The organism is Castellaniella sp. GW247-6E4 (assembly GCF_040276065.1).
In the GTDB taxonomy this organism is placed as follows: Bacteria; Pseudomonadota; Gammaproteobacteria; order Burkholderiales; family Burkholderiaceae_B; genus Castellaniella.
This window is the reverse complement of the sequence record NZ_JBELOI010000008.1, coordinates 39,123-59,384: the sequence shown is the minus strand read 5'-3', so window position 1 is coordinate 59,384 and position 20,262 is coordinate 39,123. Positions and strand designations below refer to the sequence as shown.

The 20,262-nt window shown below is 68.2% G+C and carries 21 protein-coding genes; 5 read left to right on the top strand and 16 right to left on the bottom strand.

The features are described from left to right. Positions 1-5: 5 nt before the first annotated feature. From leuC to ABS761_RS11065, 4 genes are all read right to left on the bottom strand, one after another. Positions 6-1,409: a 3-isopropylmalate dehydratase large subunit gene (gene leuC / locus ABS761_RS11080; protein WP_350408382.1), complete on the bottom strand. Its 1,404-nt coding sequence runs from the start codon at positions 1,407-1,409 to the stop codon at positions 6-8. 177 nt (positions 1,410-1,586) lie between these two features. Then, on the bottom strand, positions 1,587-2,414 hold the full coding sequence (locus tag ABS761_RS11075) for a M48 family metallopeptidase (RefSeq protein WP_350408381.1): 828 nt from the start codon (positions 2,412-2,414) through the stop codon (positions 1,587-1,589). 17 nt (positions 2,415-2,431) lie between these two features. Then, positions 2,432-3,499, bottom strand: coding sequence for a chorismate synthase (gene aroC / locus ABS761_RS11070; protein ID WP_350408379.1), 1,068 nt, complete (start codon positions 3,497-3,499; stop codon positions 2,432-2,434). 123 nt (positions 3,500-3,622) lie between these two features. Beyond that, complete coding sequence (locus ABS761_RS11065) at positions 3,623-4,087, bottom strand: MerR family transcriptional regulator (protein WP_350408378.1); 465 nt, start codon at positions 4,085-4,087, stop codon at positions 3,623-3,625. A 244-nt stretch (positions 4,088-4,331) separates the two neighbouring features. Between ABS761_RS11065 and ABS761_RS11060 the strand changes: the two genes are divergently transcribed. Then, positions 4,332-5,135 (top strand): EAL domain-containing protein, encoded by an 804-nt coding sequence (locus ABS761_RS11060; protein ID WP_350408377.1) that lies wholly within the window; start codon positions 4,332-4,334, stop codon positions 5,133-5,135. Here ABS761_RS11060 and ABS761_RS11055 read toward each other — a convergent pair. The 3 genes from ABS761_RS11055 to ABS761_RS11045 are packed head-to-tail and all read right to left on the bottom strand — an operon-like array spanning position 5,062 to position 7,894. Further along, positions 5,062-6,039, bottom strand: a complete 978-nt coding sequence (locus ABS761_RS11055) for a 2-hydroxyacid dehydrogenase (RefSeq protein WP_350408376.1) — start codon at positions 6,037-6,039, stop codon at positions 5,062-5,064. The genes ABS761_RS11060 and ABS761_RS11055 overlap by 74 nt on opposite strands. A 24-nt stretch (positions 6,040-6,063) precedes the next feature. Continuing rightward, complete coding sequence (locus ABS761_RS11050) at positions 6,064-7,536, bottom strand: protein adenylyltransferase SelO (protein ID WP_350408375.1); 1,473 nt, start codon at positions 7,534-7,536, stop codon at positions 6,064-6,066. Next, positions 7,529-7,894 (bottom strand): DUF2069 domain-containing protein, encoded by a 366-nt coding sequence (locus ABS761_RS11045; protein WP_350408374.1) that lies wholly within the window; start codon positions 7,892-7,894, stop codon positions 7,529-7,531. The genes ABS761_RS11050 and ABS761_RS11045 overlap by 8 nt, the downstream gene beginning before the upstream one ends. Positions 7,895-7,929: 35 nt before the next feature. Here ABS761_RS11045 and ABS761_RS11040 point away from each other — a divergent pair, with 35 nt between their 5' ends. Both ABS761_RS11040 and ABS761_RS11035 read left to right on the top strand, forming a co-directional pair. Further along, on the top strand, positions 7,930-9,192 hold the full coding sequence (locus tag ABS761_RS11040; RefSeq protein ID WP_502881415.1) for a YihY family inner membrane protein: 1,263 nt from the start codon (positions 7,930-7,932) through the stop codon (positions 9,190-9,192). Between the two features lie 30 nt (positions 9,193-9,222). Continuing rightward, the gene (locus ABS761_RS11035) at positions 9,223-9,684 is read left to right on the top strand and encodes a CBS domain-containing protein (protein ID WP_350408372.1); all 462 of its coding nucleotides are present in this window, start codon (positions 9,223-9,225) and stop codon (positions 9,682-9,684) included. A gap of 64 nt (positions 9,685-9,748) precedes the next feature. Here ABS761_RS11035 and dusA read toward each other — a convergent pair whose 3' ends face one another. Further along, positions 9,749-10,777, bottom strand: coding sequence for a tRNA dihydrouridine(20/20a) synthase DusA (gene dusA, locus ABS761_RS11030; protein WP_350408371.1), 1,029 nt, complete (start codon positions 10,775-10,777; stop codon positions 9,749-9,751). Positions 10,778-11,062: 285 nt separating this feature from the next. On the opposite strand from dusA, the gene ABS761_RS11025 reads away from it, so the two are divergent. After that, the gene (locus ABS761_RS11025) at positions 11,063-12,031 is read left to right on the top strand and encodes a homoserine kinase (RefSeq protein ID WP_350408370.1); all 969 of its coding nucleotides are present in this window, start codon (positions 11,063-11,065) and stop codon (positions 12,029-12,031) included. A 9-nt stretch (positions 12,032-12,040) separates the two neighbouring features. Further along, positions 12,041-12,841, top strand: a complete 801-nt coding sequence (locus ABS761_RS11020) for a BPSS1780 family membrane protein (protein WP_350408369.1) — start codon at positions 12,041-12,043, stop codon at positions 12,839-12,841. Here the strand turns inward: ABS761_RS11020 and ABS761_RS11015 are convergent. Genes ABS761_RS11015 through ABS761_RS10980 form a run of 8 tightly spaced genes read right to left on the bottom strand, consistent with a single transcriptional unit; the run spans position 12,772 to position 20,262 of the window. Then, entirely contained in the window at positions 12,772-13,170 is a 399-nt protein-coding gene (locus ABS761_RS11015; RefSeq protein WP_350408368.1) for a DUF192 domain-containing protein, read from the bottom strand. The two genes, ABS761_RS11020 and ABS761_RS11015, sit on opposite strands and share 70 nt — an antisense overlap. Next, entirely contained in the window at positions 13,167-14,027 is an 861-nt protein-coding gene (locus ABS761_RS11010; RefSeq protein WP_350408367.1) for a type II secretion system F family protein, read from the bottom strand. Before ABS761_RS11010 ends, ABS761_RS11015 begins: the two co-directional genes overlap by 4 nt. A 9-nt stretch (positions 14,028-14,036) precedes the next feature. Then, positions 14,037-14,885 (bottom strand): type II secretion system F family protein, encoded by an 849-nt coding sequence (locus ABS761_RS11005; protein WP_350408366.1) that lies wholly within the window; start codon positions 14,883-14,885, stop codon positions 14,037-14,039. Next, positions 14,882-16,603 carry a TadA family conjugal transfer-associated ATPase gene (locus tag ABS761_RS11000; protein ID WP_350408365.1) on the bottom strand — a complete coding sequence of 574 codons (1,722 nt, stop codon included), beginning with the start codon at positions 16,601-16,603 and terminating at the stop codon, positions 14,882-14,884. Before ABS761_RS11000 ends, ABS761_RS11005 begins: the two co-directional genes overlap by 4 nt. Continuing rightward, entirely contained in the window at positions 16,600-17,991 is a 1,392-nt protein-coding gene (locus ABS761_RS10995; protein ID WP_350408364.1) for a type II and III secretion system protein family protein, read from the bottom strand. The genes ABS761_RS11000 and ABS761_RS10995 overlap by 4 nt, the downstream gene beginning before the upstream one ends. Then, positions 17,988-18,896 carry a Flp pilus assembly protein CpaB gene (gene cpaB / locus ABS761_RS10990; RefSeq protein WP_350408363.1) on the bottom strand — a complete coding sequence of 303 codons (909 nt, stop codon included), beginning with the start codon at positions 18,894-18,896 and terminating at the stop codon, positions 17,988-17,990. Before cpaB ends, ABS761_RS10995 begins: the two co-directional genes overlap by 4 nt. Continuing rightward, positions 18,893-19,552 carry a hypothetical protein gene (locus ABS761_RS10985; protein ID WP_350408362.1) on the bottom strand — a complete coding sequence of 220 codons (660 nt, stop codon included), beginning with the start codon at positions 19,550-19,552 and terminating at the stop codon, positions 18,893-18,895. The genes cpaB and ABS761_RS10985 overlap by 4 nt, the downstream gene beginning before the upstream one ends. After that, complete coding sequence (locus tag ABS761_RS10980) at positions 19,549-20,262, bottom strand: hypothetical protein (RefSeq protein ID WP_350408361.1); 714 nt, start codon at positions 20,260-20,262, stop codon at positions 19,549-19,551. The genes ABS761_RS10985 and ABS761_RS10980 overlap by 4 nt, the downstream gene beginning before the upstream one ends.

The following is a 20,262-nucleotide window of genomic DNA, read 5'->3' as shown; positions in this document are numbered from 1 at the left end:
GGCTCCTAGCTGAAACGACGGACGTCGACGAAATGACCGGCCACCGCCGCAGCGGCAGCCATGGCCGGACTGACCAGGTGGGTGCGTCCGCCCTGCCCCTGGCGCCCCTCGAAATTGCGGTTCGAGGTGGAGGCGCAGCGCTCGCCCGGCTCGAGCCTGTCGGCGTTCATGGCCAGGCACATCGAGCAGCCGGGCTCGCGCCACTCGAATCCGGCCGCGAGGAAGATCTGGTCCAGGCCCTCGCGCTCGGCCTGGGTCTTGACCAGGCCCGAACCCGGAACGACCATGGCCTGGCGCACGTTGGCGGCCACCTTGCGGCCCCTGGCCACGGCGGCGGCGGCGCGCAAGTCCTCTATGCGCGCATTGGTGCACGACCCGATGAACACGCGGTCCACGTGGATGTCGGTCATCGGCATATCGGGCTCGAGGCCCATGTATTGCAGCGCGCGCTCGATGCCGCCACGGCGCACCGCATCCTTTTCCTTTTCAGGATCGGGCACCCGGCCGTCGACCGGCAGGACCATCTCGGGCGAGGTGCCCCAACTGACCTGCGGCGCGATCTGCGCGGCATCGATCTCGACCACCCGATCGAAACGGGCGTCCGGATCGGAATGCAGGGTGCGCCAGTAATCCACCGCCTGATCCCACAAAGCCCCCTCGGGGGCATAGGGCCGGCCTTTGAAGTAATCGATCGTGGTCTGGTCCACAGCCACCATGCCCGAGCGCGCACCGGCCTCGATCGCCATATTGCACACTGTCATGCGACCTTCCATGGACAGCGCGCGCACCGTGCTGCCCCCGAACTCGATGGCGTAGCCGGTGCCGCCCGCCGTGCCGATGCGGCCGATCACGTACAGGATCAGGTCCTTGGCCGTGCAGCCAAAGGGCAGCTTGCCCTCGACGCGCACCAGCATGTTGCGGCTTTTCTTCATCAGCAGCGTCTGGGTGGCGAGCACATGCTCGACCTCGGAAGTGCCGATCCCGAAGGCCAGCGCGCCCATGGCACCATGGGTGCTGGTGTGCGAATCGCCGCACACCACGGTCATGCCGGGCAGGGTCGCCCCCTGCTCGGGGCCGATCACGTGGACGATGCCCTGGCGTCGGTCGTTCATCCGGAACTGGGTGATGCCATGGGCCTCACAGTTTTTGTCCAGCGTCTCGATCTGCAGTCGCGAGACCGGGTCCTGGATGCCTTCGCTGCGTGCGATGGTGGGCACGTTGTGATCGGCCACCGCCAGATTGGCATCGATCCGCCAGGGCTTGCGGCCGACGAGGTCCAGGCCCTCGAAGGCTTGCGGACTGGTGACCTCGTGCAACAGGTGGCGGTCGATGTACAGCAGACAGGTGCCGTCCTCGCCCTCGTGCACCACGTGGGCGTCCCAGAGCTTGTCATACAAGGTTTGAGCCATGATCGTTTCCCGAAAAATTCGTGGAGCGCGCGGGAACCGCGCGCATGCCTTGCTGCCATTATCGCAGCCCCTGAAACGAGGACAAGACCACTAGCCATCCTAGTATGGGAAATACCAGGCTGCCGGAACAAGAGCCGAATCGCTCTAGCGGCGTATCCATGCCCCGGGCCCGCGACCCTAGGGCTTGGCGGCCTTTTGGTATACCGGCAACACCGTGGCCGATACTCGTTCGAGATCGGCGATGCGGCTGCCTGACGAGGGGTGAGTAGACAGGAACTCGGGCCCTCCCCCGCCGCCGGCCCGGGCCATTTTTTGCCACAGCGTGACCGCCGCGCGGGGATCGTAGCCCGCGCGCGCGGCCAACTCGACGCCGATCCGGTCGGCCTCGGTTTCGTTGGACCGGCTATTGGGCAAGGTGAACATCACCTGGCTGAGGGTCGAGCCCAGGTCCGCCGTCGCCTGGCTGCCGGTGACCGCCGCCAGGATGGAGATTCCCATCTGGGCCGCCATTTGGCGCGAGACCTGCTCGCGCGCGTGCTCCCGCAGGGCATGCGCGATTTCATGGCCCAACACCGCCGCCAGTTCGGCGTCGGTGGGCTTTATTTTCTCGAGCAGGCCGGTGTAGACAGCGATCTTGCCACCCGGCATGCACCAGGCATTGACCTCGCCCGAGCTCAGCACGTGGGTTTCCCAATTCCAGTGCAGAGCATCCTGGCGAAAGACCCCGGCCTGCTGGATCAGGCGCCGGGTGATGGCCTGGACGCGGCGGGCCTGGCCCGCGTCCGCGTCCAGGGCCTTTTTCGCCCGCGCCTCGGCTAGAAGGGCCTGGTACTGCGACGAGGCCTCGCGCTCGAGCTCGGCCTCGGACACCAGGCTGGACATGTACTGCGTCCGATCGACCCCCACCAGACCCGACTGGGTGGTCTGGACCTGGGCGCAGGCGCCCAGCAGGACGGCCAGTGCCATGGGAAGGATGCGGCGGAGCATGCGCGGGAATAGTTTCATCGTGCCTCTGGGCGGATTCAGGCGCCCCGACCGCACTGGCCGCGATGGCGCAGGGCATGGTCCATCAGGACGATGCCCAGCAGGGCTTCCACGATGGGTGTCGCCCGGATCGCCACGCAGGGATCGTGGCGCCCCAGGGTCTGAACCGTGACGGGATCGCCCGCGCGATTGATCGAACGGCGCTCGATGCGGATGCTGGAGGTCGGCTTGACGGCGAGCGAGACCTTGAGGTCCTGGCCCGAGGAAATCCCGCCCAGCACGCCACCCGCGTGATTGCTCATGAAGCCGTCGGGGCCCTGCTCGTCGCCTTGCTCCGAACCGCGCATCGTCACACAGTCGAAGCCCGACCCGATGGACACGCCCTTGACGGCATTGAGGCCCATCATGGCGTGGGCAATGTCGGCGTCCAACCGATCGTAAAGAGGTTCGCCCCAGCCGGGCGGCACGCCCTGGGCGATCACCTCGATGCGCGCGCCGATCGAGTCGCCCGCGCGGCGCAAATCATCCATGAACGCCTCGAGCTGCGGCACGATGGCGGCATTGGGGGCGAAAAAGGGGTTGCGCGGCACCTCGTCCCAGGTTTCGAAGGGTATCGGAATCGGGCCAAGCTGGCTCATGTAGCCGCGGATGCGCACCCCGTGCTCGCGGGCCAGCCACTTGCGGGCGATGGCACCCGCCGCCACCGTGGGCGCGGTCAGCCGCGCGGAGGACCGGCCGCCGCCGCGCGGATCGCGGATGCCGTATTTCTTGAAGTACGAAAAATCCGCATGGCCCGGACGAAAGGTGTCAGCGATATTGCGGTAATCCTTGCTGCGCGCGTCGGTATTGCGAATCAGCAGCCCGATGGGGGTGCCAGTGGTCACGCCCTCGAACACCCCCGAGAGAATTTCGACGGTATCGGGCTCGCGCCGCTGGGTCACATGACGCGAGGTTCCTGGCCTGCGCCGGTCGAGTTCGGCCTGGATATCGGCCTCGCTCAATTCGAGGCCCGGCGGGCAGCCATCGATCACGGCGCCGATCGCCGGCCCGTGGGACTCACCGAAATTGGTGACACTGAAGAGTTTTCCGAGTGAATTTCCGGACATGGGCGCGTTATCGAGACGAGAGTGGCCGACGGCGCGCGGCATAGGAATCCGCGAGCCCCCGACGTGGGATTTTCAATGCCCAATTATGGCATCTTTCGACATCCGCCACGCGCAAAGGGGCGATCACTCCAATCCCGTCGCCTCGGCCACCTTGAGCGCGCGCGCGGTCCAAACGCCGCCGCCGCCCCAGGCCCCCTCGCAGGACAGATGCTCCCGCAGCGGGCAACCGGCACAATCGGCGCAATCGGCAATCTCGCGGCATCGATCGATCAGGTCCTGAAGGGCCCGCATGCGTTTCGCCAGGTCGTCGATCTGGGCGTCCAGGCTGCGGATCTTGGCCTGGACGAGTTCGCGCACCTGAGCGCAGCCATTCGCGCCTTGGGGCTGCAGCAGGACGATGATCTCGTCCAGCGAGAACCCAAGGGCCTGCGCGCGCTTGATGAAACGGATCCGCTGAACGGTCCCTGGAGGATAGCGGCGATGAGACCCCAGGGGCTTGGCCGGCTCGTCGATGAGGCCACGGCGCTGGTAATAGCGAATGGTCTCCACATTCACGCCAGCGAGCTTTGCGATGCGACCGATATTCAATGCAGCACCTCATGAATTCCTTGACTCCGTACATGGGTACGGACGTTAAATTGTTCTTTACGGCAAGGAATTCAAGAGGTGGAAAGGGCCCTTCAATAGACACACCCGGCGAGGTCGAGCATATGTCACAGCCATCCACCGCATGCGTATCTTATCCGCGGCGTATCAATTTGACTAGAATAAAATCGGCGACCGCGCATGGCGGGCACGCCGGGGGAAACCGTGACGCGCACCGATGAGCCCCATGCCCGAAACCCTGCTGCGCCACGCCCTGGAACGCGACGAATTCCGCCTCGCCTACCAGCCCATAGTGGACCTGCGCACGCGGCGCTGGCTCGGTGTGGAGGCCTTGATCCGCTGGCCGGGAACGGGCATCGGGCCCGAGGTCTTCATCCCTATCGCCGAACAGATCGGCCTCATCCGGGACATCACGCGGCGGGTCTGCGCGCTGGCGGCCCGGGACTGCGTGGCCGCGCCGGCGGCGATCGCTCGCTTGTCGATCAATTTGTCCGCAGCCGACATCCGGACCATGGATACCGCCCGCATCCTGGAAACCTTGCTCAGGGCGCTCGGCGACGGGATGCGCCTGTCCGTCGAGCTCACCGAGCGCAGTCTGCTCGAACCCACACGCTGCGGTCCGGTCATCCAGGCCGTGCGGGCGATGGGCATCCAGGTGGTGATCGACGATTTCGGCGCCGGCTACGCGAATCTCCAATCGCTGGCGGCGTTGGAACTCGACGGCATCAAGATCGACCGCAGCCTGTCCCAAAAGGTCGGCACGTCACCCGCCGCCTCGCTGATCATCCGGCACGTGTGCGCGCTCGCCCGCGCTCTGGGCCTGTCGATCGTCGCCGAGGGCGTCGAGACCGAGACCCAGGCGAGCCTGCTCTACGGGCACGGCATCCGGCAGGCGCAAGGCTGGCTGTTCGGGCACCCCGTGCCCATCGATGAACTAGGGCCCAACGGCCCGACGATCAAGGCTGCGGACGCACCGGCTGCGCCGCCAGCGGAGGCTCGCCGCGCAGCACCATCAACAGATTGCTCGTAGCCATTTCGGCCATGGCATGGCGCGTTTCATGGGTCGCCGAGCCCACGTGCGGCAGCGGCAGGACCTTGGGATGGGTGCGCAGCGGCGACTCGCCGGGCAAGGGTTCGGTCACAAACACGTCCAGCGCGGCGCCCCGCAGCCGCTCAGCGTCCAGGGCGCGCACCAAGGCGTCCTCCTGGATGACCGCCCCACGCCCGGCGTTGACCAGAAAGGCGCCCGGTTTCATGAGCGACAGTTCGGCTGCGCCCAGCAAGCCGCGCGTCTGTTCGGTCAGCGGCAGGACCACGACCAGAAAATCGGATTCGCTCAAGAGTTCGGGCAGCGACACCTGCCGTGCGGCCCCGCCGGGCAGACCGCTTGCGCGCGGCGAACGCGCGCAGTACAGCACCGGCATCCCAAACCCCAGGGCGGCGCGGCGCGCCACCGCGTGGCCGATGCGGCCGTAGCCCAGCACCCCCAGGGTCTTGCCGTGCACGTCCCATCCATAGAGGTCCGGCTCCACATGGCGGGCCCAGGCGCCCGTGCGCACATGCTCGACCAGTTCAGGAATGCGGCGCCCGATGGCGAGCACCATCCCCATCAGCAAGTCGGCGACGGCCTCGTCGAGCACCCCCGGCGTGTGGCACAACACAATCCCGCGAGCGGCGAGCGCCGCCTGGTCATAAGCGTCCAAGCCCACCGAGACCGAAGACACGACCCGCAGGGCGGGTGCCCGCGCCAACAGGCTCGAACCCACCGGGTACAGCGCCCCGATCATGCCGGACGCGCTGCCCAGGGCCTCGAAGAACGCGGCCTCCTGTTCCGGCAGGGACGGATCGGCCAGGGTCACCTCATGCTCGGCACGGATGCGCGCCAGTTGATCAGGCGGCAATTCGCGATAGACCAGAACCCGCGAGCGGGACATGCCAGGCCTCCTTGGACTCGGTGTTCAGGATGAACAACTGACGGCAACCTCGGGTTCCCCAGCAGGCGGCGGCGCGGCATAGTCCTCCGCGCCGCCGCGCTCGGTATAGGGATCGCGCAGCAAGGCCAGCAGCCGCTCGATCTCGGAGGGATCCCCGTGCCGCGCAGCCTCGATGGCGCGCTGGGCCAAGTGATTGCGCAAAATGTAGAGCGGATTGGCGCGCAGCATGCTCGCCCGGCGCACCGCCGGATCGCCGGCCTCCTCGGCCAGCCGGGCCCGATAGCGCTCCAGCCAGGCCTGGGCGGCGTCCTGGTCCTCGAAGAGATCCAGGAACCGCTCGGGCGCCTCGTCCACCTCGGCCAGACGGCGAAACGCCAGGGTGAAGTCGGCGGCCTGGTTTTGCAGCAGCGACCACCAGGCATCCCCCAGGACCTCGTCCCCGGCCCGCCATTCGCGCAGGCCGAACTTGCAGGCCAGCCCCTGATAGAACGCGCGCAGAAAATCGGCCTCGAAAGGCGCGATGCACGCCTGCAGCGATTCGCCGTCGCAGCCCAGCACCATCAGGCTGCCCGCCAGGCGATAGAGGTTCCAGTGCGCCACGGCGGGCTGCGCGTTCCAGGCGTAGCGCCCCGCGGTATCGCTGTGGTTGCAGACATGACGCGCGTTGAACACATCCATGAAGCCATAGGGCCCGTAATCCAGAGTCAGGCCGAGGATCGACATATTATCCGTGTTCATCACGCCATGGCAGAAACCCACCAACTGCCACTGTGCGATCAGGATCGCCGTGCGGCGCGCGACCTCACGCAGAAATGCCAGGCCGACGGCCACGGGGTCGTCGGGCGCATCGGCCGCCTGGCGGCATTCGGGCAGAAAATGATCCACCGCGTAATCGAGCAAGGCCTTTTGACGGGCCTGCGTATGGCCCCAATGCTCGAAATGACCGAAACGCAGAAAGGTCGGCGACACGCGCGCGACCACGGCGGCGGTCTCGACCGTCTCGCGGTAGACAGGGTCGTCCGAGACCACCAGAGCCAGGGCGCGCGTGGTCGGAATGCCCAGTCCGGCCATGGCCTCGCTCGCGAGGTATTCGCGCACGCTCGAACGCAGCACGGCACGCCCATCGCCCATGCGCGCATAGGGCGTGCGGCCCGACCCCTTGAGCTGGAGCTCCCGCATTCCCTCAGGCCCCTCGATCTCGCCCAGCAGGTGCGCCCGCCCGTCGCCGAGTTGGCCGGCCCACACGCCGAACTGGTGGCCGCTGTAGACGGTGGCGATCGTCTGCCCGCCAGGCAAGGGCGCCTGACCCGAGCACAGCGCGAGGAACTCGGGGGACGCCAGCGCCGCCTCGTCCAGCCCGAGGAGCCGCCCCACATCGGGATTGGCGTGCAGCAGGCGCGGCGCGGAGAGCGGCGCAGGCGCGACGCGTGAATAAAAGACCTCGGGCAGGGCCGCGAAGGAATTGGCGACCTTCAGCCCCATCAGACCCTTAGCCATGACGGGCCGCCCGCTTGGCCGGGCGCACATAAAGGATGGCGGCAAGGTACAGACCCAGGGCCAACACGGCCTCGAGGCCCGCCAGCGCCGCCGAGGCCGGCTGGAGATCGGACCAGGCGCGCACCAGGCCCTCCATCAAGTAGAGCAGGCTGAGCATGGCCGTCCACTGCATGGTGTAGAGGCTGCCCTTGAGGACGCCGCGCACGGCGAACAGCAAGGGCAGCGCCTTGAGCGCCATCAGCGAGCCGCTCGGCTTGAGAGGCGCCCACCACAATTCCCATCCCACGCACAGGACGATCAGGGCCGCAAGACATGTCACGGCCATCCGATGCAGGCTCGTGCTGAGTTCGACTTTCATGCTGGTATTATGAACTGAAACCCGTAGCCTGGCTGATGATGACGACCCCTCCGGATCCCGCCCCGCCCCGCAACGCGCGCGCGCGCGCCATGGACATCCTGCGCTTCACGCTCGAGTACGCGGGCGAAAAGAAACTCACGCGCTCGGCATCGAGCCTGACGTTCACGACCGTCCTGGCGATCGTGCCGCTGTTGGCCGTGGTACTGGCGCTGTTCACCGCCTTTCCGCTGTTTGCCGAGTTCCGCGGCGCGCTCGAGGCCTTCCTGAGCGAAAGTCTGCTGCCGCCTGCGGTGTCGGACACCATCATGCGCTATCTCAACCAGTTCGCCGCGCAGGCCTCGGGCCTGACCGCGGTGGGCGGCGCGTTCCTGCTGGTGACGTCGATCCTGCTGATCATGACGATCGACGAGGCCTTCAACGAGATCTGGCGCGTCGAACGGCAGCGCCCCCTGCGCCAGCGCCTCCTGGTGTACTGGGCGATCATCTCCCTAGGCCCCATTCTGACGGGTGCGAGCCTATGGGCCACCACGGTGCTGGCGCGCGAATCCCTCGGGTACATCGGCGAGCTGCCCGAATGGCTCAGCCTGCTGCTGAATATCGTACCGCTTGCGGCCTCGGCCCTGGGATTCACGGCCCTGTTCGTCTTTGTCCCCAACTGCCGCGTTCTATGGCGCGACGCGCTGATGGGCGGCGTCGGCACGGCCGTCGTGCTGGCCGTCATGAAGGCGGGTTTCACCGCATACTTGACGCGCTTCCCCTCCTACACCGTCATCTACGGCGCCTTCGCCACCCTGCCGATCTTTCTACTGTGGATCTATCTGTCGTGGCTGGTCGTGCTCATGGGCGCCATGGTGGCCTCCCTGTCACCCGCCCTGCGCCACCGGCGATGGGCCGTCCTGAGGCGGCCCGGCGCGCCCCTGGTGGATGCCATCCACATCCTGCACATCCTGTGGCGCGCGCGCGGCAGCTCGCCGCCGGGACGCAGCCTCAACTTCCTCGAACAGCGCCTGGGCGCGCATCCGGACGCCCTGCACCAGACCCTGCGCGCCCTGAGGGACCTGGGCTACGTGGTGCCAGCCCAGGATGCCGATCTCTGGGTGCTCGCCTGCGATCCTGCGCAGGCGGGGCTCGGCCCCCTCCTCGACCATCTGCTCATCGACCGCGCGCAGGCGGGCCTCAGTCCGTGGATCGCCGCAGCCCTGGCCGAGACGCTTGCACAGCGGCCCCCGACCCTCGAGAGCCTATTTCGGGACCTCCTACCGGAAAACGGCACGATGGTGCAAAATACGGAAAAATGAATTACTCAGCGGCAAGCTAGGGACGACACCATGCTCAAAGTCAACGAAATCCTGCGAGTCAAGGGGCACGCCCTGTATACCGGCACGCCCGACATGCCCGTGCGCCAGGCGATCGAGTCCATGAGTCAGCTCGACATCGGCTCTCTGGTCATCATGGAGCACGGCCAGTTGATCGGCATGCTGACCTTCCGCGAGATCATCCGCCACCTGCACGCCCATGAGGGCCAGGGGGGTGATTTCACGGTGCGCAGCATCATGGACGACGCGCCGGTCAGCGTCACACCCAACACCGACGCCGACGAGGTCCAGCGCCTGATGCTCGACAAGCACGCCCGCTACATCCCGGTCATGGACGGTCCGACCCTGATGGGCGTGATCTCGTTCTATGACATGGCGCGCGCCATCGTCGAGGCACAGCAATTCGAGAACGACATGCTCAAGGCCTATATCCGCGACTGGCCTTCAGACACCGCCGGACGGGACAAGGCCTAAGCCCGCGCCTATCGCCCGGCGCGCCCCCTCCCATGGGATGCGCACGCGCTGACAAGGCACCGCGCTAGGCGGCGTCCAGGCCCCGACCCAGCTCAGCCCAGGCGCGCCGCAGGACCGCTGGGCCCTCGGTGCGCAAGGCGGCCATGTCCGACAGGATGCGGCGCCAGCGGCGTGCGCCCGGCAGACCGGCGCGCCAGCCCAGCACGCCGCGCAACACGATATGCAGCGGCGCGCCCGCCGCCACCCGGTGCGACGCATAGGCGATGAAGGATTCCAGGATCTGCTCCGGTGCAGGTATCGCCTGGCCGGGCGCGATCCGGCGATTCAGCTCGGACAGCACATCCGGATGGTGCCAGGCCGCGCGCCCCAGCATCACGCCATCGAACCGCTCCATCCACTCGAGACTGTCCCCGACTGTGGACAGGCCGCCGTTCAGGACGAAGCGCAACTGCGGGAAGTCCCGGCGCAGGCGCAGGGCGTCCGCATAACGCAGGGGCGGCTTTTCCCGGTTGTCCTTGGGCGACAGGCCCTTGAGCACCGCGTTGCGCGCATGCACGATGAACACGCCGCAGCCGGCCTCGGCGACGGCACCCACGAAATCACGCACAAAGCCGTAGGACTCGTCGTAGTCCAGCCCAAGGCGGTGCTTGACGGTGACCGGCACCGACACCGCATCGCGCATGGCGCGCACACAATCGGCCACCAGAGCGGGCTCGGCCATCAGGCAGGCGCCGAAGGCGCCGCGCTGCACCCGCTCGGACGGGCAGCCGCAGTTCAGGTTGATCTCATCGTAGCCCCATTGCTCGCCCAGGCGCGCGCAGCGGGCCAGCTCGGCGGGCTCGCTGCCGCCCAGCTGCAGGGCCACGGGATGTTCAGCGGCGTCGAAGTCGAGATGGCGGCCCGCATCGCCGTGCAGCAGCGCGCCGGTCGTGACCATCTCGGTGTACAAGCGCGCCTGCGGCGCCAGCAGGCGGTGGAAATAACGGCAGTGACGATCAGTGACATCGATCATCGGCGCCACGCACAGGCGCCAGGGCGCCTCGAATGGCCCCGCGCCTTTCTCGTCGATCGACATCCGCACCGCTACCCCCATGACTCCACCGCTAGTATCACTGCCCGGCCACCGCGCCCGGCATCCAGTCCGCATCAACCGCAATGGCGGCCATGACCCGAGCCCCGCCGAATCGGGCGAGAGAGCATAAACGTACCACATGAGCCGCGCCGCCATCGTGGCGGCATCGCCGACCCCCTTTCGACGCTCTCGACGCGCGGCGACCGGCCGTCACCGGACATTGCGGCAAACTGATCTAAAATAGACGCACGCCAAGCCCGCAAGCCGGGCTTTCCTGTGTTTGCTTCCGCCCTTCGGGCATTTTCCATGGCCGTATTCACCCCCGTATCCGACGACGACGCGCAGGCTCTGCTGCAACGCTACGACCTGGGCGAACTCGTTGCCCTGCGCGGGATCACCGCCGGCATCGAAAACACCAATTATTTCCTGGACACCACGCGCGGCGAATATGTACTGACGCTGTTCGAGGTCCTGACCGCCACCCAATTACCGTTCTACATCGAGCTGATGCATCACCTGGCCGGGCGGGGCGTGCCGGTGCCCCAGCCGCAGACCCTGCGTGACGGCACCCGGCTCACCATGCTGCACGACAAGCCCACCGCCATCGTCACGCGGCTGTCCGGAGGCTATGAACCCGAGCCCAGCCCGACGCATTGCGCGTTGGCGGGCCGCACGCTGGCCCAGGCGCACCTGGCTGGCCAGGATTTTGGCATTCGCCAGCCAAACCTGCGCGGCCTGCCCTGGTGGCGCGAGACCGCGCCAAAACTGCAGACCTTCCTGAGCACCGACCAGGCGGACCTCCTTCGCCATGCATTGGACGAGCAAGTGACCTTTGCCGCGGGCCCGGTCCATGCGCGCCTGCCGCAGGGGCCGTCCCACTGCGATCTGTTCCGGGACAATGTCCTGTTCGACGGCACCTACGAGGTGCCGCACATGGGCGGTTTCATCGATTTCTACTTCGCGGGCTGCGACGCATGGCTGTTCGACGTCGCGGTCAGCGTCAATGACTGGTGCATCCAGCGCGCGACCGGCGTCTTCATCCACAAGCGCCTGGACGCCTGGCTGCAGGCCTACCATGAGGCGCGCCCCTTCACCGAGGCCGAGCGCGAGGCCTGGCCTATCATCCTGCGCGCGGCCGCCCTGCGCTTCTGGATCTCGCGCCTGTACGATTTCCACATACCCCGCCCGGCGCAGACGCTCAAGCCGCACGACCCCCGCCATTTCGAACGCATCCTGCGCCTGCGCACCACCCAGCCGGCACCCACCCTGCCCTGAAACCTCGCCATGCAAGCCGCCATTCTGCCCGTTTCCGCCGGTTGGTCCTGGATCGCCCAGGGCTATGACCTGTTTCGCCGACAGCCGCTGGCGATGTTCTTCTGGAGCGTGCTGACGAGCTTCATCATCATGCTGGCCTCGGCGATCCCGCTGCTGGGCCAGTTGGCACTGATCGCTTTCACCCCCCTGCTGACCTTTCTGACCCTGTGCGCCTGCCGCAACATCGACCGGGGCGTACGCATGCTGCCCGGTATGTGGCTGCAGCCTTTGCAAGCTCCCGGGGTGAGCGGTCGCCTGACGCGCCTGGGCCTGGCCTACCTGGCGGGCAGCCTGGCGGCGGCGCTCATCGCCACCCTGCCTTTTGTGTCGACGCTGGCCGGCGCCATCGACGACCAGGGGCAGATCAACTACGCCGCCATGGCGGCGGCCATGCGCGGCCCCCTGGTCGTCTTTGGCGTGCTATACCTGTTGTTGTCGGCCCTGTTCTGGCACGCGCCCGCGTTGATCGGCTGGCACCGCGTCCCGCTGGCACGCGCCCTGTTCTATTCCATGGTGGCCTGCTGGCGCAATAAGTGGGGCTTTCTGCTCTATGCCGCAAGCTGGGTCGGGCTGTTCTACGGACTGCAGGCGATCGTCGACATGCTGGTCGCCGCAGGCGTGTCCACCGGCCTGCTGCAATGGATCCTGGTGCCCGCCAACATTCTGGTCGCCGCGGTGCTGTACTGCAGCTTCTACCCCGCCTATGTGATGATTTTCGAATCGCGCAGCGATTGGGATAATACCTCGAGCCAGAGCGGATCGGCGCAATAGCCCGCAGGCAGCTCGACCACCGCGCGAGCGCGCCGATCCATCGCCCAGCGATTGGGCGACAAACCCGATACATGGCGCAGGATCTGATTTTCCGCGCCCAGGAACACCACGTCGATCGGCGCATCCAGCCCCAGCGTATGCACCGCGCAGCAGGGTTTCAGGATCAAGGCGCGTGGGCCCTGGGGGTCCCCGACCGGCTGCCCGTACAGGCCCAGCAAACGCCCAAAAAATCCTCGGGCGATCCGCAACTCGAGTCGAACCGGATCCTGCCGGGAGCGCGCGCCGCCGGCTACCACGTCATCCTCGCCCAGGTGGTTTCCATCCGTCATGCCAGCTCCATCAGCTTGACCGCGACCGGGAAGCCGATCACCAGAAAGGTGCAGGGAAAGATGCAGAACACCATCGGCAGCAGCATCTTGACGGGCGCCTCGAGGGCGAGCTTCTCGGCACGCAGAAAGCGTTCGCTGCGCTGCTGGGCGGCCTGTGCGCGCAGGATCGGCGCGAGGCTCATGCCCAGGTGATCCGCCTGATCGAGTGCCATCACCAGGCTGCGGACCGCGGGCACCATGCAGGCCTGCGCCCATTGGTCGAGCGCGCGGTCGCGCGCCACCCCCGCGCGCATGGCGGCCAGCGCATCGCGCAGACTGCGGCGCAGCGGCCCCTCGGGCGCGTGCTCGGCCACCTGGCGCAGGGCGGCATGCAGACTGAGGCCCGCTTCGACGCACAGCGTCATCAAGTCCAGCATGAACGGCAGCTCGCGCTGCATGCGTGCCAGCCGCCGCACTGCGCGGCGCCGCAGCGACTGGTCCGGCAGCCACGAGCCGCCCAGCCCACCGAGGACGGCCAGCAAGATCGAGGCGGAATCGTCCAGGCCGAACGCGAAACAGGCGGCGCCCAGCCCAACCCCCGTGGCCAGGCCCGCCAGCACACGCAGGGCCATCCATTGTTCGACCCGCCAGGCCTCGCCCACGCCCGCCTGGCGCATGCGCAGGCCGAACCGACGGCGCATACGCCAGGACACCAGCCAGGCGCACCAAGGCTCGAGCGCCTTGACCCAGGGCCAGAGCCACGCGCCGCGCGCAAACGGACCAGGCTCTGCCGGCCGCCGCCAGGCCCAAGGTCCCCCGAGGCTCCAGACACCCGCCATGGCGGCGACGGCCGCCAGCGCCAAACCCACCCAGAACATGATCCGGCCTCACAAATCGATTGCCATGACTCTCTGAATCAACACGATGCCCAGGATTTCCAGCACCGATATCGCCGAAAGAACGATCCAGCCCGGAACAGTCGTCCACAGCAGGGCCATGGCGTCGGGTTCGAGGCGCTGCAAAACCGCAATCATCGCCAGCGGCAACCCGGCCATGATCCAGCTCTGCAAGCGGCCCTGGGCCGTCAATGCGCGCACCCGGCCTTGCCAGTGATGGCGGGCCCGCAAGGTCTGCGCGATGCCCTCGAGGGTGTCGGACAAGCCGCCACCGCTTTGCGCGGCCACCCCGAGGGCAGAGACCACCAGGCTGCACGCCTCAGTGGGCATGCGGGCGCTCAGTTGCGCCAATGCCTCGTGAAAGCCGATGCCCATGCGCTGCTCACGCAAGAGCAGCCCGAACTCTTGGGCCAAGGGCACTGGAGAGCGCGACACAATGTGCCGCAAGGCCGGCTGCAGGCCGGAACCCGCCCGCAAGGCGCCCGCCAGGGCCTGGACCAGATCCGGCAGTTGCTCATCGAAGCGCCGCGCGCGCCGCGCCCTGAGCCGCCGCAACACGAAGCGAGGCGCAAGCAGGACCAGCACAGCAGCGGCCAGCCCCAGCCACCACAGGCCGGAAATTCCCGCGGCCAGCATCCCCGCCGCCAGACTCGCCACCGTCAGGCCGCCCCAGAGCTGTGCGGGGTCCAGGAACAAGAAGAACTCGTCGAGCTGGACGCGCGCGTCCTCTTTCAGGCGGGTTTCGTAGGCGCGCCATCCCCTGGCAAACGCATTGAGCGCGAGCCAGGCACTGCCTGCGGCGAGGGCAAAGACCAGGGCCAGGGACCACAGAGGGCTCATGATGCCGTCCCAAACGCATCGGCGTGCGGAGCCTCGCACACCGTGCGCCGTGAGAACAGCCCGGCCTCGACGACATGGGGCTCCCGCGCGAAGCAATCGGGCAGCAGCCCGCAACCCGAATAGACAGCGGGCGGCCCCGCCTGCCCGCGGAATAGTTCCTGCGTCTGAATGCGGCCACCCTCCATGCCGGTGACCTCGGCCACCGAGCCCACCATGCGCCGGCCATCGGGGGTGCGCAACAACTGGACGATGACATCGATGCTGGAGGCGACGTGCTCGCGCACGGCGGCCAGCGGCAGCTCCATCCCCGCCATCAGGATCATGGTTTCGAGCCGCCCCAGGGCATCGCGCGGACTGTTGGCATGCAAGGTGGTGAGCGACCCTTCGTGGCCCGTGTTCATGGCTGCCAGCATGTCGAAGGCCTCGCCGCCCCGGCACTCGCCGACGACAATGCGATCGGGACGCATGCGCAGGGCGTTGCGCACCAGATCCCGGATTTCGACCCGGCCACGACCCTCGAGGTTGGCGGGCCGCGCCTCGAGGCTGACCAGATGGCGGTGGTTCAGGCGCAGCTCGGCCGCATCCTCGATCGTCACCACGCGCTCGCCATCCGGAATGGCATTGGACAGAATATTGAGCAGACTGGTCTTGCCCGAGCCGGTGCCACCCGAGACAATCAGGTTCTTTTTGTGGCGCACGCAGGCTTGCAGGAACACGGCAATGGGCTCGTCCAGCGCGCCCACGGCCAGCAAATCTGCCATGCCCAACCGCCTTGCGGGAAACTTGCGGATGGTGAGGCTCGCACCCCGCAGGGCGATCGGCGCGATCACCGCATTGACCCGCGACCCATCGCGCAAGCGGGCATCGACCATGGGCGAGCTGTCGTCGATGCGCCGGCCCAGGGGCGCCACGATGCGTTCGATCACGCCCAGCACCGCTTGTTCGCTGCTGAAGGCGCGCGGGTGCCGCCGCAGCCGCCCGCGGATTTCGACGAAAATCTCGTCATGCCGATTCACCATGATTTCCGTCACCTCGGGATCGGCGAGCAGGCCCTCGAGCGGCCCCAGGCCGACCGCCTCGTCAAGCAGGTCCCGGGCCAGCGCCTCGCGATCCTGGCCTCGGGGCGGCGCCTCGTCCTCGGCTATCAGGCTCAAGAGCACCTTGGAGGCCTCGGCGCGCAATGCCTCGTCGCTCATCAAGCCGATGTCCCGGCGCCTGAGCTGCAAGGCCTCGATCAAGCGCCCATGCAACCGGCGGCGCAGCGCCAGGCCCTCGGCGCTCGGTGTCGCAGCCTCCATCACCGCGGATTCCGGCCGCTCAGTGTCCGCGAGGGACGCCGGTGCCGCGACGGCTCCAGACGCCGGCGGGCCAAGGCCCGCAGCCGCCTCGCCGGGCGGCTCCACCGCCGTGCCCGGCGCGGACAATGTGCCGGGCAAACCCAGCACGCGCAGCAGGCAAGGCCCGATCACGACCTCGTCGTTCACGCGCAGGGGGCCGTACAGGGCTACCCTGCGGCCATTGACCTCGGTACCCGCGAGCGCGCCGAAATCCTCGACCCAGACCTCGCCCTCGCGCGCCATGAGGCGGGCATGATGCCGGGCAACCCGCCAGCCACGCAGCCTCAGGCCGCTGGCCTCGTCGCGGCCGATCGAAAGCGGCAATTGGAAGCTTTGCAGGATACGCCGACCATCCTCGAACTCTAACGCGGTTTCCATCATGGTTCGGTCCCGTCGCGCCACTGGGACCCGGGGCCGCGGCTGCGCGGATTCCACCGTACCAGGCCGTCTGTCGGCTCGGGTTCTGGAACATCCTGCGAGATTGGCAGCATGAGGCGCGGGGGATCCGGAAATGCCCGATTCAGGATCGAGGAGGCCCGATCCGCGCGGCGACGCACCCCCGGATGCTGGGCGGACACCAGCACCGGGGTCACCAGAATGGCCAGCTCGGTTTCGTTGCGCTGGAACCGAGTCGAACGGAACAGAGCGCCCAACACCGGCAAGTCGCTCAGGCCGGGGATCTTGTCGACATTGCTGGAAACGTCGCGCGACAGGAACCCAGCCAGGACCAGGGTCTCGCCGGAGCGAACGTTGAACTCCGTGGCGGCACGCCGAGTCTTGAGCGACGGCCCCTCGGGCACGGACAAGGCGGTATCGATCGAGCTGACCTCGACCTCGATGCGCGAACGGACCGCCCCGCCTCGTTCGACCGAGGGCGTGATGCGCAGCGATACACCATAAGGCTTGAAGGCGGTGCGGCTCTGGCCGTTCTGGTCCACCGTGCTGTAGGGCACCTCGCCACCAGCGAGGAACTCGGCCGTGGCGCCGCTGCGCGCGAGCAATTGTGGCTGCGCCAGCACCACCGCGTGGCCCTCTTGCGCGAGGGCGTCGATCCGAGCGGACAATAACGCGTTGATCCCGAAATAGCCGGCCAGGGCCCGGGCGGGAAAACCGATGGGCACGATGGTCTCGCCCGGGCGGTCCGCATGGCGAGTCGAACCGGAATCCCAGGCCACCGACGCGTTCACGCCGCCCTCGGGGCGGGCAGCCCATCGCAAGCCCAGATCGCGCGCCAGCGAACGTGGAACCTCGACCACCTGCACATCGAGCAGGACCATCCGATCCCACCCCACCGTTCCGGTGAAATCCAGGAGTTGGGGATAGCGCTGGACCAGATCGGCCACGCGCTGGCGATCCGCGTCGGACAAATCGTCACCCTCGACCAGGAGTTTGTCACCGACGGCGCTCACCCGCGCGCCGGGAATGCGCTCGACCACGCCGCGCAGCTCGTTCTGCAACTGACGGGCCCCCTCGGCGGCGACCTCGACCATGTAGCGATGCACATGCCCATCGGCCGACCAGACGTGCAGCGCGCTCGAACCCCCACGGCGCGCAAAGACGATGACCTCGTGGTCATCGGTGCTGATGGCCTTGAGCACCTGCCCATCCCCCACGGCCACCCGCGCCGCGTCAGGGATACCCAGTACGCGGACCTCGCCAACCTGCATCGGCAAGGTCGTGTCGGCGAGCGTCAAAGCCATGCGGGAGGCCGCATAGGCGCAGCACAAGGCCCTGGATCCTGCCTTCCATAGGCGACGTCCCGGGCTCATGGCTCCGCCTCGTCGGCGGCCGCGTGCATCCAGGCGCTGGCGAGGGCCTGGGCCTCGGGCAGGTCGAACAGGCCCGCGGGCCGCGAAAGCACGGACGCGGGGCCAGCCAGCCCGGGCACGCGTGCGCCCGCGCTGGTGCCGTAGACGATGGTGGCGCCCTTGCGGCGCGGCGCGGGCGGCGCCGGAGCCACGCCCAGCAAGGCGGCCAGATCGCCGCGCACCGCACGGCGATCTGCCTGTGGATCGTCCGGGTGCCTGAGGATGGCGGTGATGGCACCGCCCTGGCGGGCCGCCACGAGCTTGACCACGTCCTCGGGTGCCGCATCCAGCGTCACGGTGGAGTATGCCCCCTCGGCATCGCCCTCGAAGCGCGTGGCGCGGCCGGTTGCCAGTACCAGCACGCCTTGCAGCAAGGGGGCGGTCATCCGACGGCGCTGGTGCTCGAACGACACGTAAAGATCGATCAGATCCCCTGGCTGCAGCAGGCCCGAGAGCGAGTTGATCTGATCGACCGGCAAGGTGATGGCCCGCCGCCCCAACGCCAATTGACTGGAGAACGCGGGGCTGGCCGCCTGGGTGTGCGCGCGCAGGATAGGGTCGCCCGCCTTGAGGGGCGCCGCCAGCGTCATATCCAGGAGGTCGCCGTAGCCAGCTGCGGGGAGGCTGTCGCTGCTGGCCCATTCGAGCGGCATGCGGCGCAAGGCCAGGTGCTCGGCGCGCAGGCGGGTGCCCGCCGGCAGGTCGTGGGCGGCCACCACGCGCTCGGCCATGGGCACGCGTGCGCGGGCCTCTATGGTAGCCACCCGCTCGCGCACATGCGCATCCAGCGTCCAGGCCGCGAGCAAGCCCGCCGCCAAGGCCAGCGCGGCCAGCGTGAGGCTGCGCGGAATCCGAAGCCGTTTCATGGATGCTCCTTGCGATGCCACAACCAGATGATCGAGTGCGCCCCGTGAACCTGCAGGCGCATCTGCAAAAAAGCGGCCGGCCGCCGCCAGGCCTCGCCACCAGGCCAGGTGGCCTCGGCAGAATGCCAACCGGCGCGCGCCAGGGACTGGGCGATGCCGGCCCGCAGACCCGCCGCCTCGCCCGGATGCTCGTAGCCTGAGATCGTCACCCGGGCCGAACCCTCGTGCTGCACCACGCGGGCCACGAGGCGGGCGCCGCCGGGCACATGTACGCCGGCGTCAAACCCGGCGTGCGACGCGGACGCGGGTGTCAGCACCGACAGGATGCCCTGGGTGCCTCGCGGACCCGGCCGCAGCCAGCCGAACCAATGCGCGCCCTCGCGCAGGCCTGACAAGACGATGCCGCCATTGACCGCCATCAGCCGGTCGAACGGCATGCCGCCCTGCCGGACGAGACGACGCGCCGCCTGCGCCGGGGGCGAGCCGGCCTCGAACGGCCGCTGGGCCAGCCGCGCGCCCGGGAGGCTGAAATCCTGTTGCACCCCCCAGTTCCAACTCGTCCAGGCCTCTTGAGACACCCCGCCAAGCGGCACCGCATGGACTGCGGGGCCTCCTAGAACCCATGCGAGCATCAAGCCACGGCACACGCGCCTCATGGCCGCCCCCCTGGGCGCAGATGCCGCGCCGGCACCCGCCCGGCCCAGGGCGTCAGCCAATCGAGCTGAAGCGCCGGCCGCCCCCAAGGCGCATCCAGGGCCCGCGCCCGCGCCTCGACGGCGCGACCCAGCCCGGCTGAATGATCTGCTGCCAAGGCCCACAGCGTGCCAGCGCCCGCCAGGGTAGCCTGGACATCCGCATCCCCGGAGGCAGACCCCGCACCGCGCAGGATGGCTGTATGGCGCGTCGGTCGCAGCACCAGGCGATCAAAGTCGCGCAAGCCGCCGCCGGCCTGGCCAGTGCCCGCCGTCGTCAGGCCGGCCACCGAAATCCAGACCGTCTCGTCCCCCAGTCGCAGTTCGCGGCGCATCGCCGGAGCGAGCGCTGCCGGGTCGCCGGGCTGGCGTCCGGACATGCGCGGCGCCTGGAACAGGTGGGCATCCACGCTCGAAAGCAGGCGCTCGCCATGTCGGGTTTCCCAGTGCTGGCCCATGCCCTGGACGGCCAGGCCACCCCCGACCGCCATCGACGGCGCCTCGCTGCCCTGGTGCGCATGCGCGAAGGCCTGGTGACGGCTGGCGTGCATCGCTTGCAGGTCCATGTCCCGCAGGCGGCCGAGCCAGGCCACCGCCACGCAGGCGCTGGCCAAGGCACCCATCACCACCAGCGCCTCGATCAGGGCTTGTCCGCCTTGCGTTGGCGACGCCAC

Excerpts from the sequence above, each read along its gene's own strand:
- dusA (WP_350408371.1), bottom strand. The coding sequence starts at position 10,777 with ATGGGGGTAGCGGTGCGGATGTCGATCGACGAGAAAGGCGCGGGGCCA.
- ABS761_RS11000 (WP_350408365.1), bottom strand. The coding sequence starts at position 16,603 with ATGATGGAAACCGCGTTAGAGTTCGAGGATGGTCGGCGTATCCTGCAA.
- ABS761_RS11075 (WP_350408381.1), bottom strand. The coding sequence starts at position 2,414 with ATGAAACTATTCCCGCGCATGCTCCGCCGCATCCTTCCCATGGCACTG.
- ABS761_RS11005 (WP_350408366.1), bottom strand. The coding sequence starts at position 14,885 with ATGAGCCCTCTGTGGTCCCTGGCCCTGGTCTTTGCCCTCGCCGCAGGC.
- ABS761_RS11040 (WP_502881415.1), top strand. The coding sequence starts at position 7,930 with ATGATGACGACCCCTCCGGATCCCGCCCCGCCCCGCAACGCGCGCGCG.
- leuC (WP_350408382.1), bottom strand. The coding sequence starts at position 1,409 with ATGGCTCAAACCTTGTATGACAAGCTCTGGGACGCCCACGTGGTGCAC.
- ABS761_RS10985 (WP_350408362.1), bottom strand. The coding sequence starts at position 19,552 with ATGAGGCGCGTGTGCCGTGGCTTGATGCTCGCATGGGTTCTAGGAGGC.
- ABS761_RS11025 (WP_350408370.1), top strand. The coding sequence starts at position 11,063 with ATGGCCGTATTCACCCCCGTATCCGACGACGACGCGCAGGCTCTGCTG.
- ABS761_RS11060 (WP_350408377.1), top strand. The coding sequence starts at position 4,332 with ATGCCCGAAACCCTGCTGCGCCACGCCCTGGAACGCGACGAATTCCGC.
- ABS761_RS11010 (WP_350408367.1), bottom strand. The coding sequence starts at position 14,027 with ATGTTCTGGGTGGGTTTGGCGCTGGCGGCCGTCGCCGCCATGGCGGGT.
- ABS761_RS10995 (WP_350408364.1), bottom strand. The coding sequence starts at position 17,991 with ATGAGCCCGGGACGTCGCCTATGGAAGGCAGGATCCAGGGCCTTGTGC.
- ABS761_RS11045 (WP_350408374.1), bottom strand. The coding sequence starts at position 7,894 with ATGAAAGTCGAACTCAGCACGAGCCTGCATCGGATGGCCGTGACATGT.
- ABS761_RS11055 (WP_350408376.1), bottom strand. The coding sequence starts at position 6,039 with ATGTCCCGCTCGCGGGTTCTGGTCTATCGCGAATTGCCGCCTGATCAA.
- ABS761_RS11035 (WP_350408372.1), top strand. The coding sequence starts at position 9,223 with ATGCTCAAAGTCAACGAAATCCTGCGAGTCAAGGGGCACGCCCTGTAT.
- ABS761_RS11020 (WP_350408369.1), top strand. The coding sequence starts at position 12,041 with ATGCAAGCCGCCATTCTGCCCGTTTCCGCCGGTTGGTCCTGGATCGCC.
- cpaB (WP_350408363.1), bottom strand. The coding sequence starts at position 18,896 with ATGAAACGGCTTCGGATTCCGCGCAGCCTCACGCTGGCCGCGCTGGCC.
- aroC (WP_350408379.1), bottom strand. The coding sequence starts at position 3,499 with ATGTCCGGAAATTCACTCGGAAAACTCTTCAGTGTCACCAATTTCGGT.
- ABS761_RS11050 (WP_350408375.1), bottom strand. The coding sequence starts at position 7,536 with ATGGCTAAGGGTCTGATGGGGCTGAAGGTCGCCAATTCCTTCGCGGCC.
- ABS761_RS11015 (WP_350408368.1), bottom strand. The coding sequence starts at position 13,170 with ATGACGGATGGAAACCACCTGGGCGAGGATGACGTGGTAGCCGGCGGC.